This is a genomic window from Amycolatopsis sp. cmx-4-54 (genome assembly GCF_046548895.1).
In the GTDB taxonomy this organism is placed as follows: Bacteria; Actinomycetota; Actinomycetes; order Mycobacteriales; family Pseudonocardiaceae; genus Amycolatopsis.
This window is the reverse complement of the sequence record NZ_JAEBEJ010000003.1, coordinates 290001-306757: the sequence shown is the minus strand read 5'-3', so window position 1 is coordinate 306757 and position 16757 is coordinate 290001. Positions and strand designations below refer to the sequence as shown.

Genomic DNA, 16757 nt, shown 5'->3' with positions numbered 1-16757 from the left:
GGTGTCCGCGCAGGTCATCGGCGTCACCGCCACCCGATTGGGTGACGTCGACGCCGGATCGCGTGAAAGGGGTCGCCCCGCGTCCGGTCCGGCCGGTGACGCCACTCCCCGAAGCGGGTGAAGCCTGCCGAGTTCACTCCAACGGCCGCATCCGCTCCGGGCTTTCGCGTGTTTTCTACCCCGCGCGCAACGCCGAATCGTGTGCGATGGCGTGCTGCACGACCGAGATCAACACCTGCTTGGCGGACTCACGTTCCCGAGCGTCACAGGCCATGATCGGCACGGACGGGGAGATCGTCAGCGCGTGCCGGACGTCCTCGATCTGGTGGTGCAGCAGCCGGTCGAAGCAGTTGATCGCCACGACGTACGGCAGCTTCCGGTTCTCGAAGAAGTCGATCGACGGGAACGCGTCGGCGAGCCGCCGCGTGTCGACCAGTACGACGGCACCGATGGCGCCGACCGCGAGGTCGTCCCACATGAACCAGAACCGGTGCTGGCCCGGCGTACCGAACACGTACAGCACCAGATCCGAGTCCAGCGAAATCCGGCCGAAGTCCATGGCAACGGTCGTCGTCGACTTGTTCGGGGTGGCCGAATTGTCGTCGACGCCGGTACTGGCCTCGGTCATCATGGCCTCGGTGGTCAGCGGATCGATCTCCGAAACCGCTCCGACCAGCGTGGTCTTCCCCGAGCCGAATCCGCCAGCGACCACGATCTTGGCCGACGAAGTCGGTCCGGTCACCTGCGGCGCATTCGCGTCGGAGTCAAATTCTCCGAAGCCCACTGAGCACCCTCTCCATGAACTCGATACTCGGCCGGTCACCCACGTTCTGGCTGGCGGTGTGCACCAGGACCAGACCGAGGCCGGCCACGTCTCCGATCAGCACCCGGACCACGCCGAGCGGCAGGCGCAGCAGCGCCGCGACTTCGGCGACGGACCGGGTGTCCAGGCAAAGGTCGCAGATCGACCGGTGTTCGGGGACGCGTACCCGGTCGAGCACACGTCCCTGTTCGCTGGTCGAGATCAGCGCCTCGATGGCAAGGTCGTACGTCGGCTTGGTCCGTCCCCGCGTGCGGAAGTACGGCCGGACCAGGCCGGAGGATTCGACGTCGGTCGTGTACTGCTCGTCGACGTACTCGTTCTGCGCCTGCTGCGGCAGTGCCGCGGCGGCCGCCGCCGCCCGGCGTTCCTCCTCCTTGTCGAAGGAGAACTTGGCGAACTCGCCGGAGTCGTACAGCGGACCGCTGCCACCACCGAACAGTTCCGCCCCGGGGCCGCCGAGGAGGCGTTCCCGGTAGTCCGAAACGCTGAAATCGGCGGGTCCCTGACCCGCGTTCGAATCGGTCAGCCAGCGGGAGGCCTCGCCCGGGGACACGGGGTCGTCGTCCGACCCCTGTGCCCGTCGCGATCGCCATTCGCGGTCGACCCGGTCCCGGAAGGACGTCCAGTCCTCCCGGCCGTCGTCACGTTCCGACCACCCGCCGGAGAAGTCGTCACCGAGCCGGCCATCGCCCCTCAAGCGCCCGTCGTCCACGGCATTCTCCTCGGTTCCCGGTCGCTCAGCGGCGGACCGACGCGCCCTGCAGCTGCGCGCGCATCTCCGGTGTCAGCTGTTGCCCCACCCGTTCCACCAGCAGGGTCATCTCGTAGACGACCAGGCCGATGTCGCTCTCCGGCGAGCCGAGGACCGCCAGGCAGGACCCGTCGGACACCGACATCAGGAAGAGGAAGCCGTTGGCCATCTCGACCACCGTCTGGGCGACCGTGCCACCTTCGAACACCTTCGCCGCACCGCGGGCGAGGCTCGTGAGCCCCGACGCGACGGCGGCCAGCTGATCGGCCCTGTCCTTGGGAAGTCCCTTCGACGAGGCCAGCAGCAAACCGTCCGCCGATACCACCACGGCATGCGCCGCGCCCGGGACCCGGTGCACGAAATCCGTGATCAGCCAGGCAAAGCTGCTCGTGTGTCCTTTACCCTGCGCCTGGCCGCCAGGCTGCGCCGGACCACCCGGCTGCATCGCACCCGCCCGTGTCACTGTCACTCCTTACTGCTGTCATCGGCAGAGGTATCCCTGCCGGTCACCGGAACGCCGTTGTCATCCAGCGCATCGAGCGGACGTTCCTTCAACGCGTGCCGTCCCGACTTGTAGCCCTGTTGGAAGCTTGCCATCCGACTCCGTGCCGCCGTCGCCGAGCGGGCGATCGCACCCGTTCCCGGCATTCCGGAGGTCTTGTCGGCGAACGAGTCTTCCTTCTTCGGCTCGTTCCCGCCGATCGAGCCGGGGACGAGGTACTGGTTCGGCACCCGTTTGGGCAGGCCCGCCGGGGTGATCTCGTCGTTCCGGTCTTCGTACAGGACCTGCGCCGCCTGCCAGCCGTCGTCCGACGCGCTGCGCCAGCCATTGTCCTGGAGCGTGGTCTCCGGCGGAACACTCCGCGGGGTCCGAGTGGGCAAGGCCTCTTCGGGAGTGTCTCCGGCGTCCCCGGCAGCGGGCTCCTCCGCTTCGGCTCCACCGTTGGGGATCCGCACGGGCAGTTCGGACTCGACCGGCTCGGTGTACGTGGTCGGGGTGTCGCCCCCGGCCTCGTCACCTTCGCTGAACCAGCGCGAGAGCACCGACTGGTAGATCGGCAGCCGCCGGGTGGGCACGTCGTCGTCGAGCGCCGACTTGCCTGCGTCCGATGAGCCCTCGGCGTCCTCGGGCGTGTGCCTCGGCTCGACCGGGGTGTACTTCGGCTCCCGCTTCGGCAGGACCAGCGACGCGAACTGCGTCTCGGTGCCGCTGGAGGCACCGTCGCCGTTCGGCGGCGAGATGTCTTCGGCCGTCGGCCATGCCGGGGACTCCTCGGCGGGCTTCGCGGGGCTGAGGAACGGCCCGGCCGCGTTCTTGCCCGCGACCAGATCGTCGAGGCTGATCGGCTGGTCGAGCGGGACGAGCCCGCCCTGCTGCGCGACCGGCTGCGAAGCCGGGGGCTTCGACGGCGGCGGTGGCGTCATCTCCAGGCCGCGGTCGGAAGCGGGGATGTTCGGCAGCGAGGTCGACATCTCGGACACCGACGGCATCGAGGGCATCGACGTTTCCGAGCGGTTCGCCGGCGGCGGGGTGTTCCGCACGCCGGGCCGTATCTGTGTGAGCAGCTCGGCGGGCACGACGACCCGCGCGATCACGCCGCCCTCGATGTCCTCGTTCTCCCGCAGCCGGACCTCGATGCCGTGGCGGCGCGCCAGGCGCGCGACCACGTACAGGCCCATCCGCCGGGTCACCGAGACGTCCAGGTCCGGCGGGTCGGCGAGCCGCTGGTTGACCTCGGCGAGCCGCTCCTCGGTCATGCCGACACCGTGGTCGGTGACCTGGATGGCGAGCGCCTTCTTGCGGGTGATCACCGCGCGGACGGTCACCTTCGTCTCCGGCTCGGAGAAGTAGGTGGCGTTGTCCAGCAGTTCCGCGAGCACGTGCACGAGGTCGTGGATCGTCAGGCCCTGGACGGCGACCTCGGGGACGATCCCGATCTCGATCCGGGCGTACTGCTCGATCTCCGAGACCGCGGCGCCGATGACGTCGGCGGCGGGCACCGGCTTGGGCACCGACTTCGCGAGACCGGCGCCCGAGAGCACCAGGAGGCTTTCACCGTTGCGGCGCAGCCGCGTGGCGAGGTGGTCGAGCTCGAACAGGCTGGCCAAATGGTCCGGGTCCTGCTCGTCGGCTTCGAGCCGGTCGATGACGCCCAGCTGGCGTTCCACCAGCCGCTGCGACCGGCGGGACAGGTTCACGAAGATGCCGTTGACGTTCTCGCGCAGGAGGGCCTGCTCGGCGGCCATCTTGACGGCCTGTTCGTGGACGACGTCGAACGACCGCGCCACTTCACCGATCTCGTCACGCGAAGTGACGGGCACCGGCTCGACCGACCGCTTCGAGGCGTTGACCGGGTCCGGGTCGTCCAGGATCGCTTGCACGGTTTCCGGCAGTCGTGTGTACGCGACGTCGAGCGCCGTCTTCCGCAGCACCCGCAGCGGGCGCAGCATCAGGCGGGCGATGACGAGCATCAGGAACAGCGCCGCGAGCAGGGCCAGCAGCACGATCGCGCCGCCGATCCAGGCCGAGTTGATCGCGTCGGTGGCCAGGCCGTCGGCCTGCGCCCGCAGCTGGCCGAGGAGATTGGTCTCGACCGCGCGCAGCTTGTCCAGCGCGACCCGGCTGTCGTTGCCGAGCGCGACGTTGTCGATCGACGGCGGTTCGTTCTGCTGGTGCAGCGAGAACGCCATCGTGGTGATCCGGCGGCGGTCGTCGACCTCGGGGCCGGAGAAGGTGTCCGAGTAGAGCTGCCGCTGTTCGGGGCTGGCGTTGGCGACGAAGGCCGCCGTCGAGGCGTCGCCACTCGCGACCGCCGAGCGGGCCTGGTCGAACAGGTCGCCGGGGAACCCGGAGCGGAAGGAGGCGATCAGCAGCGCCGCGTCACCGCGGGCGATGTACTCCTTGCTCTCACTGATGGCCTGCACGGTGACGCCGAGTCGGAGCACGTCGCGGTCGGTCACCGCGGTGGTCACCTCGCGGCCGAGCTGGACCAGCGAGTCGAGGATGTTGGAGTACGCGATGAGAACCGGGGTGTCGCCGAGCAGCGAGGTGTTCATCGCGCCGCGCAGCGGGCGCAGGGCGTCGAGCCGCTGCAGACCACGCGAGTAGCGGTCCCTCGTGTCCTGATCGTCCGGGTTGATCTGGTTCGCCGAAGCACGCAGGTCGTCGACGGCGCGATCGACCTTGGCGATCTGCGCGTCGAGACCGGCTTGGCGCGACGGGTCGTCGGAGGCGATCTTGGCGACGGCGAGCGCGCGTTCGCTCTGCAGCTCGTGCACCACGAGCGTGATCTTGTCGGCGAAGGCGACCTGATCGGCGGTGTCCTGGAACCTCGCCGCCTCGCTGCTGTCGTCGATCACGCGCAGCGTGCCGAGCGCGAGCGCGGTCAGCGTCGGGATGATCAGAACGGCCGCGAGCTTCGATCGCAGACGCCAGTTACGCAGGCCCAGGAACGACCCGGCCTTCCCGCCAGGACCGTCTCCGGTATCCCGCGCAGGGGCCCCTCCCACCCCCGCGGTGTCTTCGTTCGGCACCGCCGCACCACCATCATCTTCATTCGGGCCGGGAAAGCCCATTTTGGACATGCCGTTCTCGAGCTGGCCGTACTGCTGTCTGGGTCGGTTGTCGGAGACCACTACCCGCACGCTCCCGTCATCCGGGTGGGATGCGCACGGCGTGAGTATCCACTCATCCGAATGAGGAAGTCTTCTTCGACGTGATCTCTCAAGTGCACTTGACCGAAACCCTGCTCGGTGCCATTGGTCTGTTCGGCCTAACCCGCCAGTGCGCGGGCGCGCACCAGTGAAGCACGGACGTGTTCACCGTGTTTGACACAGAGTGCCTTGCACCTCGGGAAAGGTCCAGAGCGTTCGGCCATCCAAGGCACTCTCTTTCACTACATCAGTGGTCCACACCTCACTACCGGTGCATGAGGGTAGCGAACGGGCGGCCCAGATGTAACCCTTCGGTCAAGACCTCCGAGAAAGGCCCGGACGGCTCTTGACCCGTCGGCGCTCAGTAGTCAACAAGTCTCCGGCGCGAACACGCCCAGTTGTGTTCACTTCTGACAAACAACCTGTTCGGGTGAGCGTTACCACTTGGGATCATAGGATGACCACCCATTGTGAGCACAGTGTGTGTTCTCTACAGTGGGCCCTGACTTGAGACAAAGAGTCACTTCCGAATTCCACATCAGGCCACGTCATCACGTGTCCCTCCCCTTGATCAGGAGCACCACTTTGCTTGGCTCTGCAAGCTCGAAGAAGGCCTTGAGCGTCAGCCTGGGTCGGCGTGGAGCCCTCGCCTTCGCGATGGCGGCCGCGGTTTCGGTATCGGTCAGCGGCTGCGGGCTCCTCGGCGGCGACAATTCGTCCTCTTCCAATGGCTCGGGGAACCTGGAGAAGTCGAAGATCAAGGTCGCGACGATGTCGACCATCGACACCGCGTCACTTCGCTTGGCCCAGGACGGCGGATACTTCAAGACGGAGGGCCTGGACGTCGAACTGGTCGAAGCCGCGACCGGCCAGGTCTCCCTGACCAAGCTCATCGGCGGCGAGGTCGACATCGCCTACGCCAGCTACACGCCGTTCTTCATCGCGATGAGCAAGGGCACCGCCGACATCAAGCTGGTTTCCGACGCCTCGTCCGCCGGGCCGAAGAGCACCATGGTGGTCAGCGTTCCGACCAGTTCGGTGAAGACGGTCAACGACCTGGCCGGGAAGAAGATCGGCATCTTCGCGCCGAACACCGTGTCCGACACCCTCACCAAGTCGGTGATGAAGGACCACGGCGTCGACTTCAGCAAGGTCCAGTGGGTGCCGGTCCAGCCGCCGAACATGGCGGTCGCGCTGAAGAACGGCGACATCGACGCCGGCTTCCTCACCGAACCGTTCATCACGCAGGCCGCGAAGCAGGCGGGCACCGTCCCGATCGTCGACACGGCCACCGGGGCGACGCAGGACTTCCCCACCGCCGGTTACGGCGCCCTCGGCAAGTTCGTCTCGGAGAACCCGAAGACCGTGGCCGCCTTCCAGCGCGCCATGCAGAAGGCCACCCGCGACGCGGCGGACCGCTCCAAGATCGAGCCGCTGCTGGTCAAGTACGCCAAGATCGACCAGGACACCGCCGCGCTGACCACGCTGCTGACGTTCCAGTCCGCCTTGGACCCCCGCCGCATCCAGCGCGTCCCGGACCTGCTCCTGCAGATGGGCGCGATCCAGACCAAGATCGACGTCGGCCCGATGATCGCGGCGCAGACCACCAGCTGATGACTCGCGGTACTCCGAATTACCCCTCCACGCGGATTTTGATCACTTAAAGTAATGATGTCCAAGCGGGTGATCAGGCGATCGGGCGAATGGCCTAAAATGATCACCCGCTCACGACACCCATTGTGAGCAGGTGGGCAAATCTCTAAGGTGACCGCGTGCCTGGCGAAATGAAGCCACGACACGGATGAAAAAACCCAACGGTGATTCATTGTTTCCGAGGAGCTGGCTTTGTTTCGAAACGCCATGAGCAGGAACGGTGCACGTAGAGGACGGGGTGCCGTCAGCGTCGCCCTGAGCGCGCTCATGCTGGCCACGTTGGGCGCCTGTGGCGCACTCGGCGGCGAGGACACGTCGAAGGCGTCGGGTGGCGAAGGCGGGCTGGAGAAGCCGAAGATCAAGGTGGCCCTGCTGCCCGTCGTCGACCTCGCGCCGCTGCGCCTGGCGCAGGAAGGCGGCTACTTCAAGGCCGAAGGTCTCGAGGTCGAGGCCGTCGACGCCCCCAGTGGCCAGCAGGCGATGACCAAGATGATCGGTGGCGAGGTCGACATCGCCTTCTCCACCTACATGCCGTTCTTCGTCGCGAAGAGCAAGGGCGCGGCCGACATCCGGCTCGTCGCCGACTCCGTTTCGGCCAGCCCCAAGAGCAACGCGGTCGTCACCGTGCCGACCTCGCCGGTCAAGACGATCAACGACCTCGCGGGCAAGAAGATCGCGATCACCGACAAGAACACCGCCTCCCACCTGCTCACCGTCTCGGTGATGAAGGACCACGGCGTGGACACCAGCAAGGTCCAGTGGGTGCCCATGCAGTTGCCGAACATCGCCGCGGCGCTGTCCTCGGGCCAGGTCGACGCGGGCTACCTGCCCGAGCCGTTCCTGACCCAGGCCTCGAAGGTCGTCGGCGCGACCCCGGTCGTCGACATCTCGACCGGCGCCACGCAGGACTTCCCCCTCGCGGGCTTCGGCGCGCTCGGCTCCTTCGTGGACAAGAACCCCAAGACGCTGGCGGCGTTCCAGCGCGCACTGGGCAAGGCCGTGCGCGACTCGGCGGACCGCTCCAAGCTCGAACCCCTGATCGTCAAGTACGCCAAGGTCGACGCCGAAACCGCTTCACTGCTCACGCTGCCGACGTTCGGGTCCACTTTGGACGCCCGGCGCCTGCAGCGAGTGCCGGACCTGCTGCTGCAGACCGGCGTGATCACGGCCAAGCTCGACGCCGCTCCGATGCTCGCCCCTCAAGCTGGATAAAGGTCAAGGTGCCACGACTTCTCCGTGCCCTGGCCGGTCTGGCCGGTTTCTTCCTCATCTGGGAAGTGATCGTCCAGGCCGGCCTGGTCCGTAAAGAGTTCATCCCCCCGCCGTCCGTCGTCCTCGTGACGATCTTCGAACAGTTCGGCGAGACCCAGTTCGTCCGGGATCTGATCGCCACGTTCCTCGCGTGGGCGATCGCCCTGCTGATCGCGGTCGCCATCGCCGTGCCCGCCGGTCTGCTGCTGGGCAGCATCCCCGGCCTGCGCACCGCGACCGCGGTGGTCATCGAGTTCCTGCGGCCGATCCCCGCGGTCGCGCTGATCCCGCTGGTGCTCCTGCTGATCGGCGGCGGGCCCGAAGCGAAGATCACGCTGGCCGTGTACGCGTCGTTGTGGCCCATCATGTTCAACACGATCTACGCGCTCGGCGAGATCGACCCCGTCCTGCTGGAGACCGCGAAGGCCTGTGGCACCGGCAAATTCCGGACGCTGACGTCGGTGGCGCTGCCGCATACCGCGCCGTTCGTGTTCACCGGGGTGCGGCTGTCCGCCAACATCGCGCTGATCGCGGTGGTCAGTACCGAGTTCCTCGCCGGGGCCAAACTCGGCATCGGCAACTTCATCATGCAGGCCAGCACCGGTTCGACCAGGTTCGACCTCGTGCTCGCCGGCACCGTGGTGGTCGGCGCGCTCGGCTTCCTCATCAACGGCGGGCTCGAGATGATCGGCAGGCGGGCGTTCCGCTGGAGCACGGTCGACCGGGAGGCGGTCTCGTGACGACCCTCACGCTGACCAGCCGCGTCGGCAGGCGCGTGGGCCGGGGTATCGGCATCCTGGTCCGCAACTGGTTGTTCTTCTTCGCGCTGCTCGGAATCTGGGAGCTCGCGACCAGGCTCGCGGAAAGCCCGTTCTTCCCGCCACCGACCGAGATCCTGTCCGCCTCGTTGAAACTGTGGTTCACCGGTCCGGCCTCGCAGCTGTTCCTGACCGACACCGTGTTCGACAACGTCCTGCCGAGCCTCGGCCGGACACTCGGCGGCTGGCTGCTGGCCGGCGCCCTCGGTGTCGCGCTGGGTGTCCTCTTGGGACGGTCCAGGACCGGGATGGACTACGTCGGGCCGCTGTTCGCGTTCTTCCGCTCGGTCCCGCCGCCCGCGCTGATCCCGGTGTTCATCGTCCTTTTCGGACTCGGGCCGGGGATGCAGACCGGATCGATCATCTTCGGCGCGATCTGGCCGGTGCTGCTCAACACCGTGGACGGCGTCCGGTCGGTGGACCAGGTGAAGATCGACACCGCGAAGTCGTTCCGCACTCCCCGGTCGTACTGGGTGCGCTCGATCGTGCTGCCCGCCGCCGGGCCGAAGATCTTCGCGGGCCTGCGGCTGAGCCTGTCCATCTCCTTGCTGCTGATGGTGATCTCGGAACTGGTCGGCTCCTACAACGGCATCGGCCGGTCCCTGATGGACGCCCAGCAGGCGTTCGACTTCCCGCTCATGTGGTCGTGGCTGGTCCTGCTCGGACTCCTCGGCTTCGGGTTCAACGCGGCCTTCCTCGCGGTGGAGCAGAGAGTGCTTCGCTGGCAGCCCACCCGCAACGGCCGTCTCTAGTTCGGCTGGACGGTGGAGCAGAGCGATGCAGCGGAAATCAGCCACAGATTCGAAGCCACTGCCGCGCCGATAGCGGCTTCGCCTCAAGGACACGAAGGGTCAGCAAGATGTCAACCATGCTCGAAGTCTCCGGGCTGAACCACCGGTACGGCGCGGGAGAAAAGGCGCACGTCGCGGTCGAGGACCTGTCGTTCACCGTCGAAGCGGGACAGCTCGCGAGCATCGTCGGCCCGTCGGGCTGTGGCAAGTCGACGCTCCTGCGCTGCATCGCCGGGCTGATCAAGCCGACGTCCGGCCGCGTCAGCCTGCACGGTGACGACGTCTTCGGGGTGCCGGAGGATCTGGCCGTCGTGTTCCAGGACTACAGCCGTTCGCTGTTCCCCTGGCTCTCGGTCGCGAAGAACGTCGAGTTCCCCTTGCGGTGGCGCAACTTGAGCCGCTCGGAGCGCCGCACGCGGGCGCAGGAGGCGCTGGAGTCGGTCGGCCTGTCCGGGGTCGGCTCGAAGTTCCCGTGGCAGCTCTCGGGCGGTATGCAGCAGCGCGTGTCGATCGCACGGGCGCTGGCCAGCAGGCCCGCCCTGCTGCTGATGGACGAGCCCTTCGCGTCGGTCGACGCGCAGACGCGGTTCGAACTCGAAGACCTGACGCGGCGCGTGCAGCGCGAGAACGGGAGCACGGTCCTCGTCGTCACGCACGACATCGACGAGAGCGTCTACCTGTCGGACCGCGTGCTGGTGCTGTCGAAGTCACCCGCGAAGATCGTCGCGGACCTGCCGGTGGGGCTGCCCGCGGAACGGAACCAGATCACCACGCGCGAGTCGGCGGAGTTCGTGACGCTGCGCGGCGAGGTGGCGCGGCTGCTGCACGGCGGTGCCCCTGAAGCCGTCACGGCGGCTTCCGACGCGGCCGAGTACGAACTGGCGCAGCAGGAGGCTTCGGCCGCCGATGCCGCCGCCTCCTCGAACGCGCGCGCGAAGAGCTCCTGACGTTCGAGTACATGAAGGCCCCCTTCCTTGCGTCTGGCGCAAGGAAGGGGGCCTTCATGTACTTCTTCGGGTGAGGCGCCAGGGTCCGCGGAGCAGGTGTTGCGAAAGCCACTTTCGCAACGTTGAAGGTTGCGAAAGTCAAGTCACAACTGACGCAGTGAAACCCTAGACACTATTTCCGCACGTCAGAGGCCCTGGAGAGGTGGTCCAGCGTGGCGGGTGCGTGCCCCAGCAGGCTCGCACCCGTCAGAAGCTGTCCGTTTGCCAGTCGATGCCGTCTGGCCGCTCACCACCGGTAGCCAAGAACTGGTGAGCGGCCTTCCTGACGTCCGGGATCGGTAGTTCGGCATCGTCCGGGAACTCGGTGTCCGACCCCATGTAGTAGTAGATCGTTTCGGCGTCGTCCGTCTTGACACCGCGCGAGAAGTAGGCCTCGGCCGAGGGGTCAGTTGCTCCGGAGCAGTACAGGACACCCCGGCCGCGCGCACCATCCAGCCCGACGTTGAGCACAGCGCGACCTGGGTCGCTTGCCACGGTCAGCTCAACAAGGTTCGGCCGTCCGGTAGCCACTACGGCGTCGAGAACCGCATCCAGATCGGCGGCAGTCTCGACCTGCGTGGGTGCTTCGCGGTCGAACCAGGCCACTAACGCCACCACGGGTGGGCTCCTCCCTCGTAACGTTTCACGAAAGGCGTGCCGTCCGGCTCGACGCCATGCACGGTGAGCGTGGACCCGTCGGGCAGCAAGATGGGAACCAGGGTGTCACAGCTCAAGATTCCCTCGCATGGGGTGTTGTTGATGACCACGGTTGCCTTGGTGATGCCCTCGTGGGCCATCTTCGCGGCGAGCTTCATCTCGACGTCCGAGGTGCGTAACGGCTTCCGCGGAATCCCCTTCTCCTGGAGCTGCTGCATCGCGAGCGAAGCATCCGCGTCGCGCCCGCTGACCGTCTCGTGCACTGTGCCCTCCGGGTCGACCCACCTTCCGTGGGTCTTCCGGCCACGATCATCGGGCTTGATCGGTTCGGGCAGCTCTTGCCGCAAACGTTTAACGATCTCGTCCGTCAGGTCGTCCGGCGAGTTCTTCTCCTGCTTTCCTGTTTCGGGCGGCCTAGCAGTGAGGCGGGGTGGCGGGATGGGCGCAGTACCGCTGACGTCTTCGATGTAGCGCTCGACACTGGAGACCCGCTCACCGAGTTGCTGCACCAGACCACGAAGTCGCGCCTCGACCTCTCCATAGACGGCTGGCAAGTCGGAGATAGCTGTGCCCGCAGTGACCTCATTCAGCTCGCCAGACAGCTCGGCCAACGCCTCAGCCGCCGCGGTCAGCGTCGCCAGCGCCTCCCTCATAGTCTCCACTGCTTGTTCAAGGAGGGCGACGTATCGATCGTGGGCGCTTAGTTCGCTAGCCATTCGTTGCGCAGCAGTGAGTAAAGCACCGAGTCTCTCCATGAGCCGTTCGTGAATACGTGGTCTCGAAGGACACCCTCGCGGGTGAAGCCGAGACGCTTCACGACGGCCTGTGAAGCGTGGTTGTCAGGCCCGATCGCGGCCGTGATCCGGTGGAGCTCAAGTCGTTCAAACGCGAACGTGAGGATGGTGCGCACGGCGTCGGTGGTGTATCCGCGCTTCCAGTGGTCGGCGGCCGTGGCGTAGCCGAGCTTTGCAGCCTTCACACCAGAGAAGGCGATGCGACAGGTACCGATCAGCTCATCCTCGTCAAGGCGAGTGATCGCGAGGTAATACTCAGTTCGCGGTACCGCGTCCGCTCGGTCGATGGCGTCATCGATCATCTTTTGCGCCATTTCGGGCGTGCGACTGTCGAAAGACAGGTAGGTGGTGACCCGGTCATCACCTACTACCTTGAAGGCGGTGCCGCCATCTGAACTCCTGAACTCGCGAAGTTTCGTAAGTTCGCCGTACAACGGGTCGATCAAACTGGGTCCTTCCATATCGGTAGATCCGCTCACTGTGTGATCGCCAGCGGTTCGGACGCAAAGGCGCGGATCGAATCGCCAAGCTCATAGACCGGCTTGGCATCGATGACCAAGGAAGTGAGAGCTTCTTGCACATGGCCGACCGCTGTAACGATTCCATGTGTCCGCTGTGAGGTAGGCAGGTCTAGGACCCCTGCCATCGCCTCGGTCGCTCCGTCGAACTCCTTACGGTTGATCCTGGCGATTGCCAGGGCGCAACGAACGCCGGCTTCGTCGCCGAACGCCCGGTCCGCAGTCGGCGCATCTTCGTAGGCGTCCATCGCTTCCGTCGCGACGCGCTCGGCTTGCTCCGACCAATTCGGTCCGGCCCAGGCCAAGGACTCGGCGGCATAGTAGAGCTGGCGAGGCCGCGTGAAAGTGCAGAACCCACCGAGCTCGTCGAGGTCGTCTGGCCGTGCGCGGTCACGCTCGCTCGTCGCTCGGTTCACTGCCGCTTGTGCTTCCTCAAACCGGCTAAGGGCCGCGAGCGAGCGCGCCTCGCCAGATGCAAGCCATACTGCCGACGTATTGGGATTCGTGTTCGCGTACCTCTGCCCCTCTTGAGCATATTTGATCGAATCATTGTATCGGCACGCCCAGTACGAAATTAGGGACTGCAAACCCTTAGCCCACGCTTTCAAGCTGTCATGACCCGCGTTGTCCGCTGACGTAAAGGACGCCCGCGCATTGACCATAGCGGCTTCCGAGTCACCTATATCGTGCGATGCGCGGGCCATTAATCCAGAAGCTACACCAGCTAGCAGATAGAGATCCCTTGTCTGCGCTGGCTTCTGCTTCCCCTCTAAAAGGCCAAAGACGCGTTCTTGAGCGCTACTCATTTCGGCGAGCAGATCTGCTAACGGCTCCTGCTGATAGCGAACAGTCAAGGCGCGAATGTCGTCTGCGCATTGATCGATTGTTTCAGGACCCACGTTTGGGACCTCCGTCCTGCTGATGAAATCTCTGGCCCGCGCTGCGCTCAAAGCGACCATCTTGCGCTGCCAACCGTCCCGCTCGTATTGAGGAGCAATTCCAGGGGCACGGACAATCGACGTCTGCGCGATCTGTCCACTGCCGTAGGCGGGACCAAAAAGCCGCTTCGCCGATTCACCGAAGATCTCCTCAAGCGCCGCTTGATACTGCGCGTAGGGCAGTGTGCGTACCTCGCCCACGATCCATCGGTAAACCTGACGATCCGAGACGTGTTCACCGGTGATGGCGGCAACCTGCTCGGCCAGCTCCTTGGGCTTCATGCGACGAGGCTGCATTAACTGCTCAAGGCGTGTTCGCGCCAGCTTGTCGTCCATTGCACCTCCATCTCGCACCTCTTCAGGTTAGGGCGAGAACACCTTGCGTGGCGACCACAAGCACAAGAAGTCAAGAGAAGTCAGAAGATGTCAACGGCCATGACATACCCACGTCACCCAGTTGGACGCCACGCTAGGCGGCATCTTCGACACGGAGAGTGAGACCCGCTCGGGTCCAAAGAACAGCAGCTTAGGCGGGTGAGAGGCGAAGATGGATAGCGCAAAGGTGAACGTAGGCGGGCTCATCTGCGGCTTGTTGCTGGCGCTGTTCGCCCTGGCCTACGCCGGTTGGTTGATCTGGGACAAGTTCTTCTGGTCGGTCGGCAGGCATTCCAACCCCGACGAGTTCACCTCCTGGAGAACGCTGAAACGAACAATTGCGGAGCGGGAGAGGGCAAAGAAGGCTGGCCCTCCTCGACTCGCTCAGCCTGCAGCCCGATTCGAGGCGGATACAGCGCCGCTCCCGCGACTTGAGGCTCCACTGGAGATCTCACGCGAGGTGCATAGGGCGTCGGTCGATCCTTCGTTTCTAGATGACCTGACGCGGCCTGACCTGCCGGTTGTCGATGCCGTGGAGCCGCCGACCCGGCCAAGCTACGAGATGCCCGATTGTTGGTCGTCGAGCACTGGAGAGTTGCCGGAGGAGCCCCCTCCGCAGCTCGGTCAGATCCCGAGACCCCGGCGGACCGCGAGTCAGGAGCAGCGTTATGCACCAACTGGAGCCTGATCTTCTCGCCAGCGCCGTCGATCTCTTGGCGGACGCGGCGAAGCACATCGCGCCCATGATGCGGACGCACAAGTCACCGAAGCGCCACGTTGCCGGCCTCCGCAAGTGCGGCGAGGAACTGGTCATCGTCGGAGCGCTGCTGTCGAGGCGTGCCGGAGAAATAGATGGCGAGTTCATCGACCTGGGACCGACCGCGAGCGGGTGCTCCCTGCCGCCGCGCAACGGGAGCACGTATGACGACCGATGAAGCAACCCGGCAGTGGACTTATAACCCGCCGGGCGTTGACCCCACCAGGGTTAACCTTCCCTATCTCTATGATGCCTTCTTTGACGGCAAAGAAGCTCATGAGATCGAACACCACATGCGGGACCAGCTTAGGACCGTGTCGCCTGACATTGGGTTTGTCTTCACCTCGGAACGAGAGTTTGTACGCCGCGCGGTCCGCTACCTGGCGCGTTCCTACCGCATCACGCGGTGGCTCATCGCTGGTTACGGCCTGCCCGACTTCTCCGGCCAGAACCTTCACCAGATAATCCGGCGCTGCGAAAGCTCCACGTCTGTCACGGTGATCGAAGCTGACTGCCTGGCCGCAGCGGCGCAACGGGCACTAATCGAAGACGGTGAAAATCAGACGCACGTGGTCCAGGTCGATCCCTACAACCCGAAACGGATGTGGGAAAGTATCGATGAGGCCCCCGTTTCTTCCCGGCGAGAGCCCACCGGCCTGATACTAAGCGGAATTCTCTCGTTTCACGGCGGGACGCGCGCCGAGGTTGCCGAGGTGGTTCAGGAGCACATCGAGCATCTTCCGAATGGATCGTTCATCATCGCAACACATCTGTTTGACCCGGAGCACCCGGAACTCACACCGCTCGCCAAGACTTTCGAGGACCACCTGTGGCACAGCCCGCTTGGCGTTGGCACGGTCGCGACCCGGAAGGAAATCGAAACCATGTTTACCGGCACGGCGATCTTGCCGCCAGGCGTCAGCCCGGCGTACATGTGGTACCCGGAAGGTCCGCCACTGATCAGTCCGGTAACGGGAATGCTCGTCGCCGGTGTCGTCGCACACGTCGGTATAGCTTGTGATTTCTTCGCGATCCCGGAACAGGTCTCATGAGTCCGGTAGACGTCACAGTGAAAATGAAAGTTAGGATTGAAGATCCGTCGAAATGGCTCAGAAGTAACACTTACGGCGACCGCACGGACATTCACGATGAAGTCATCGTCTACGTCGGGAACCTAGTTTCAGACGATATCGCCTTCGAGGATGACGCAGACGTCACGTGGACAGAGGCTATTCTTCTGCGACCTACCACGCGCTTTAGATGGACTTTTAACAGGTTTCGCCGCCGCGTGATTCAGTGTTTAAGGAAGACCTCTCTCTTCAGAGGTCGTTAATCAGCTCTCGGCCGCCGCGTCCGTGAAGCCCCCCGCCGGACGCGGCGGCCGGGTTCCAACCTGCCATCCCACAGCGGCTTTGGGACGGCGGTAACTCGGGGGCGGCCTGGACCCCCGCCGCCCCCGAGTCTTCACCTGTCATCCCCGAGAGCGAAAGACGCACCGTGGAACTAGATGAGATTGAAGCCTTCTACGAAGCTGGCGCAACAATCGAAGAGATTATGCCAGAATCGGGCTTCAGCTTCCGGAAAGTCCGAACCACGTTGCATGAAGCTGGCGTGGTCATGAGGCCGCCAATTCGAAGGATAGAACCCTGCCCAGACGGCATGGTTAATGCCTACCGTCGAGGCGACTCGATACGCACACTCGCCACCCGATTTGATTTGTCCTACAACGTAACGCGTCGTCGTCTGCTGGAAGCCGGTGTGCAACTTCGTCCACGAGGCCGCGAAGCTTCCGGATAGAGATGGGTGGGACAATGATAATTCGGTTCGGTCTTACCCAATCCCGAGACCGCGAGTCGATCGTCGACTGGTGAAGCAATTAATGGTGAGGAGAACTATGCAAACGGCAGTCTTTGTCTTGCGCTACAACGAGCTATGGACAGCTGAGAACGTGGCGAAGCAGGAGGAAGCCGACCGGAAGCGACGGGAAGAGG

17 protein-coding genes are annotated in these 16757 nt (G+C 65.0%); 8 read left to right on the top strand and 9 right to left on the bottom strand.

Annotation, left to right across the window (positions count from 1 at the left end; all coding sequences use genetic code 11):
- Positions 1-175: 175 nt before the first annotated feature.
- From ACLJQ7_RS11685 to ACLJQ7_RS11665, 5 genes are all read right to left on the bottom strand, one after another.
- The gene (locus ACLJQ7_RS11685) at positions 176-784 is read right to left on the bottom strand and encodes a GTP-binding protein (RefSeq protein ID WP_007033392.1); all 609 of its coding nucleotides are present in this window, start codon (positions 782-784) and stop codon (positions 176-178) included.
- Complete coding sequence (locus ACLJQ7_RS11680) at positions 765-1535, bottom strand: DUF742 domain-containing protein (protein ID WP_410648203.1); 771 nt, start codon at positions 1533-1535, stop codon at positions 765-767. Before ACLJQ7_RS11680 ends, ACLJQ7_RS11685 begins: the two co-directional genes overlap by 20 nt.
- A gap of 25 nt (positions 1536-1560) precedes the next feature.
- Complete coding sequence (locus ACLJQ7_RS11675) at positions 1561-2019, bottom strand: roadblock/LC7 domain-containing protein (protein ID WP_085939650.1); 459 nt, start codon at positions 2017-2019, stop codon at positions 1561-1563.
- 20 nt (positions 2020-2039) lie between these two features.
- Positions 2040-5159, bottom strand: coding sequence for a nitrate- and nitrite sensing domain-containing protein (locus ACLJQ7_RS11670; RefSeq protein ID WP_410648569.1), 3120 nt, complete (start codon positions 5157-5159; stop codon positions 2040-2042).
- A gap of 620 nt (positions 5160-5779) precedes the next feature.
- The gene (locus ACLJQ7_RS11665) at positions 5780-6010 is read right to left on the bottom strand and encodes a hypothetical protein (RefSeq protein WP_410648202.1); all 231 of its coding nucleotides are present in this window, start codon (positions 6008-6010) and stop codon (positions 5780-5782) included.
- On the opposite strand from ACLJQ7_RS11665, the gene ACLJQ7_RS11660 reads away from it, so the two are divergent.
- The 5 genes from ACLJQ7_RS11660 (at position 6000) to ACLJQ7_RS11640 (ending at position 10688) form a co-directional block, all read left to right on the top strand.
- Positions 6000-6842, top strand: a complete 843-nt coding sequence (locus ACLJQ7_RS11660) for an ABC transporter substrate-binding protein (protein WP_410648201.1) — start codon at positions 6000-6002, stop codon at positions 6840-6842. The genes ACLJQ7_RS11665 and ACLJQ7_RS11660 overlap by 11 nt on opposite strands.
- A gap of 246 nt (positions 6843-7088) precedes the next feature.
- On the top strand, positions 7089-8093 hold the full coding sequence (locus ACLJQ7_RS11655; RefSeq protein WP_410648200.1) for an ABC transporter substrate-binding protein: 1005 nt from the start codon (positions 7089-7091) through the stop codon (positions 8091-8093).
- Positions 8094-8101: 8 nt separating this feature from the next.
- Entirely contained in the window at positions 8102-8872 is a 771-nt protein-coding gene (locus tag ACLJQ7_RS11650; protein ID WP_410648199.1) for an ABC transporter permease, read from the top strand.
- On the top strand, positions 8869-9702 hold the full coding sequence (locus ACLJQ7_RS11645) for an ABC transporter permease (protein WP_410648198.1): 834 nt from the start codon (positions 8869-8871) through the stop codon (positions 9700-9702). Before ACLJQ7_RS11650 ends, ACLJQ7_RS11645 begins: the two co-directional genes overlap by 4 nt.
- Positions 9703-9809: 107 nt before the next feature.
- On the top strand, positions 9810-10688 hold the full coding sequence (locus ACLJQ7_RS11640) for an ABC transporter ATP-binding protein (RefSeq protein ID WP_410648197.1): 879 nt from the start codon (positions 9810-9812) through the stop codon (positions 10686-10688).
- 246 nt (positions 10689-10934) lie between these two features.
- Here ACLJQ7_RS11640 and ACLJQ7_RS11635 read toward each other — a convergent pair whose 3' ends face one another.
- Genes ACLJQ7_RS11635 through ACLJQ7_RS11620 form a run of 4 tightly spaced genes read right to left on the bottom strand, consistent with a single transcriptional unit; the run spans position 10935 to position 13970 of the window.
- Positions 10935-11345, bottom strand: a complete 411-nt coding sequence (locus ACLJQ7_RS11635) for an Imm1 family immunity protein (RefSeq protein ID WP_410648195.1) — start codon at positions 11343-11345, stop codon at positions 10935-10937.
- On the bottom strand, positions 11333-12037 hold the full coding sequence (locus tag ACLJQ7_RS11630) for a DddA-like double-stranded DNA deaminase toxin (protein WP_410648194.1): 705 nt from the start codon (positions 12035-12037) through the stop codon (positions 11333-11335). The genes ACLJQ7_RS11635 and ACLJQ7_RS11630 overlap by 13 nt, the downstream gene beginning before the upstream one ends.
- 47 nt (positions 12038-12084) lie before the next feature.
- Positions 12085-12624, bottom strand: a complete 540-nt coding sequence (locus tag ACLJQ7_RS11625) for a GNAT family N-acetyltransferase (protein WP_410648193.1) — start codon at positions 12622-12624, stop codon at positions 12085-12087.
- 29 nt (positions 12625-12653) lie between these two features.
- The gene (locus tag ACLJQ7_RS11620; protein ID WP_410648192.1) at positions 12654-13970 is read right to left on the bottom strand and encodes a hypothetical protein; all 1317 of its coding nucleotides are present in this window, start codon (positions 13968-13970) and stop codon (positions 12654-12656) included.
- A gap of 707 nt (positions 13971-14677) precedes the next feature.
- On the opposite strand from ACLJQ7_RS11620, the gene ACLJQ7_RS11615 reads away from it, so the two are divergent.
- The 3 genes from ACLJQ7_RS11615 to ACLJQ7_RS11605 all read left to right on the top strand — a co-directional run bounded on the left by ACLJQ7_RS11615 (position 14678) and on the right by ACLJQ7_RS11605 (position 16563).
- Entirely contained in the window at positions 14678-14944 is a 267-nt protein-coding gene (locus ACLJQ7_RS11615; protein ID WP_410648191.1) for a hypothetical protein, read from the top strand.
- The gene (locus ACLJQ7_RS11610) at positions 14931-15818 is read left to right on the top strand and encodes an SAM-dependent methyltransferase (protein ID WP_410648190.1); all 888 of its coding nucleotides are present in this window, start codon (positions 14931-14933) and stop codon (positions 15816-15818) included. Before ACLJQ7_RS11615 ends, ACLJQ7_RS11610 begins: the two co-directional genes overlap by 14 nt.
- Before the next feature lie 502 nt (positions 15819-16320).
- Positions 16321-16563 carry a helix-turn-helix domain-containing protein gene (locus tag ACLJQ7_RS11605; RefSeq protein WP_410648568.1) on the top strand — a complete coding sequence of 81 codons (243 nt, stop codon included), beginning with the start codon at positions 16321-16323 and terminating at the stop codon, positions 16561-16563.
- Positions 16564-16757: the final 194 nt, after the last annotated feature.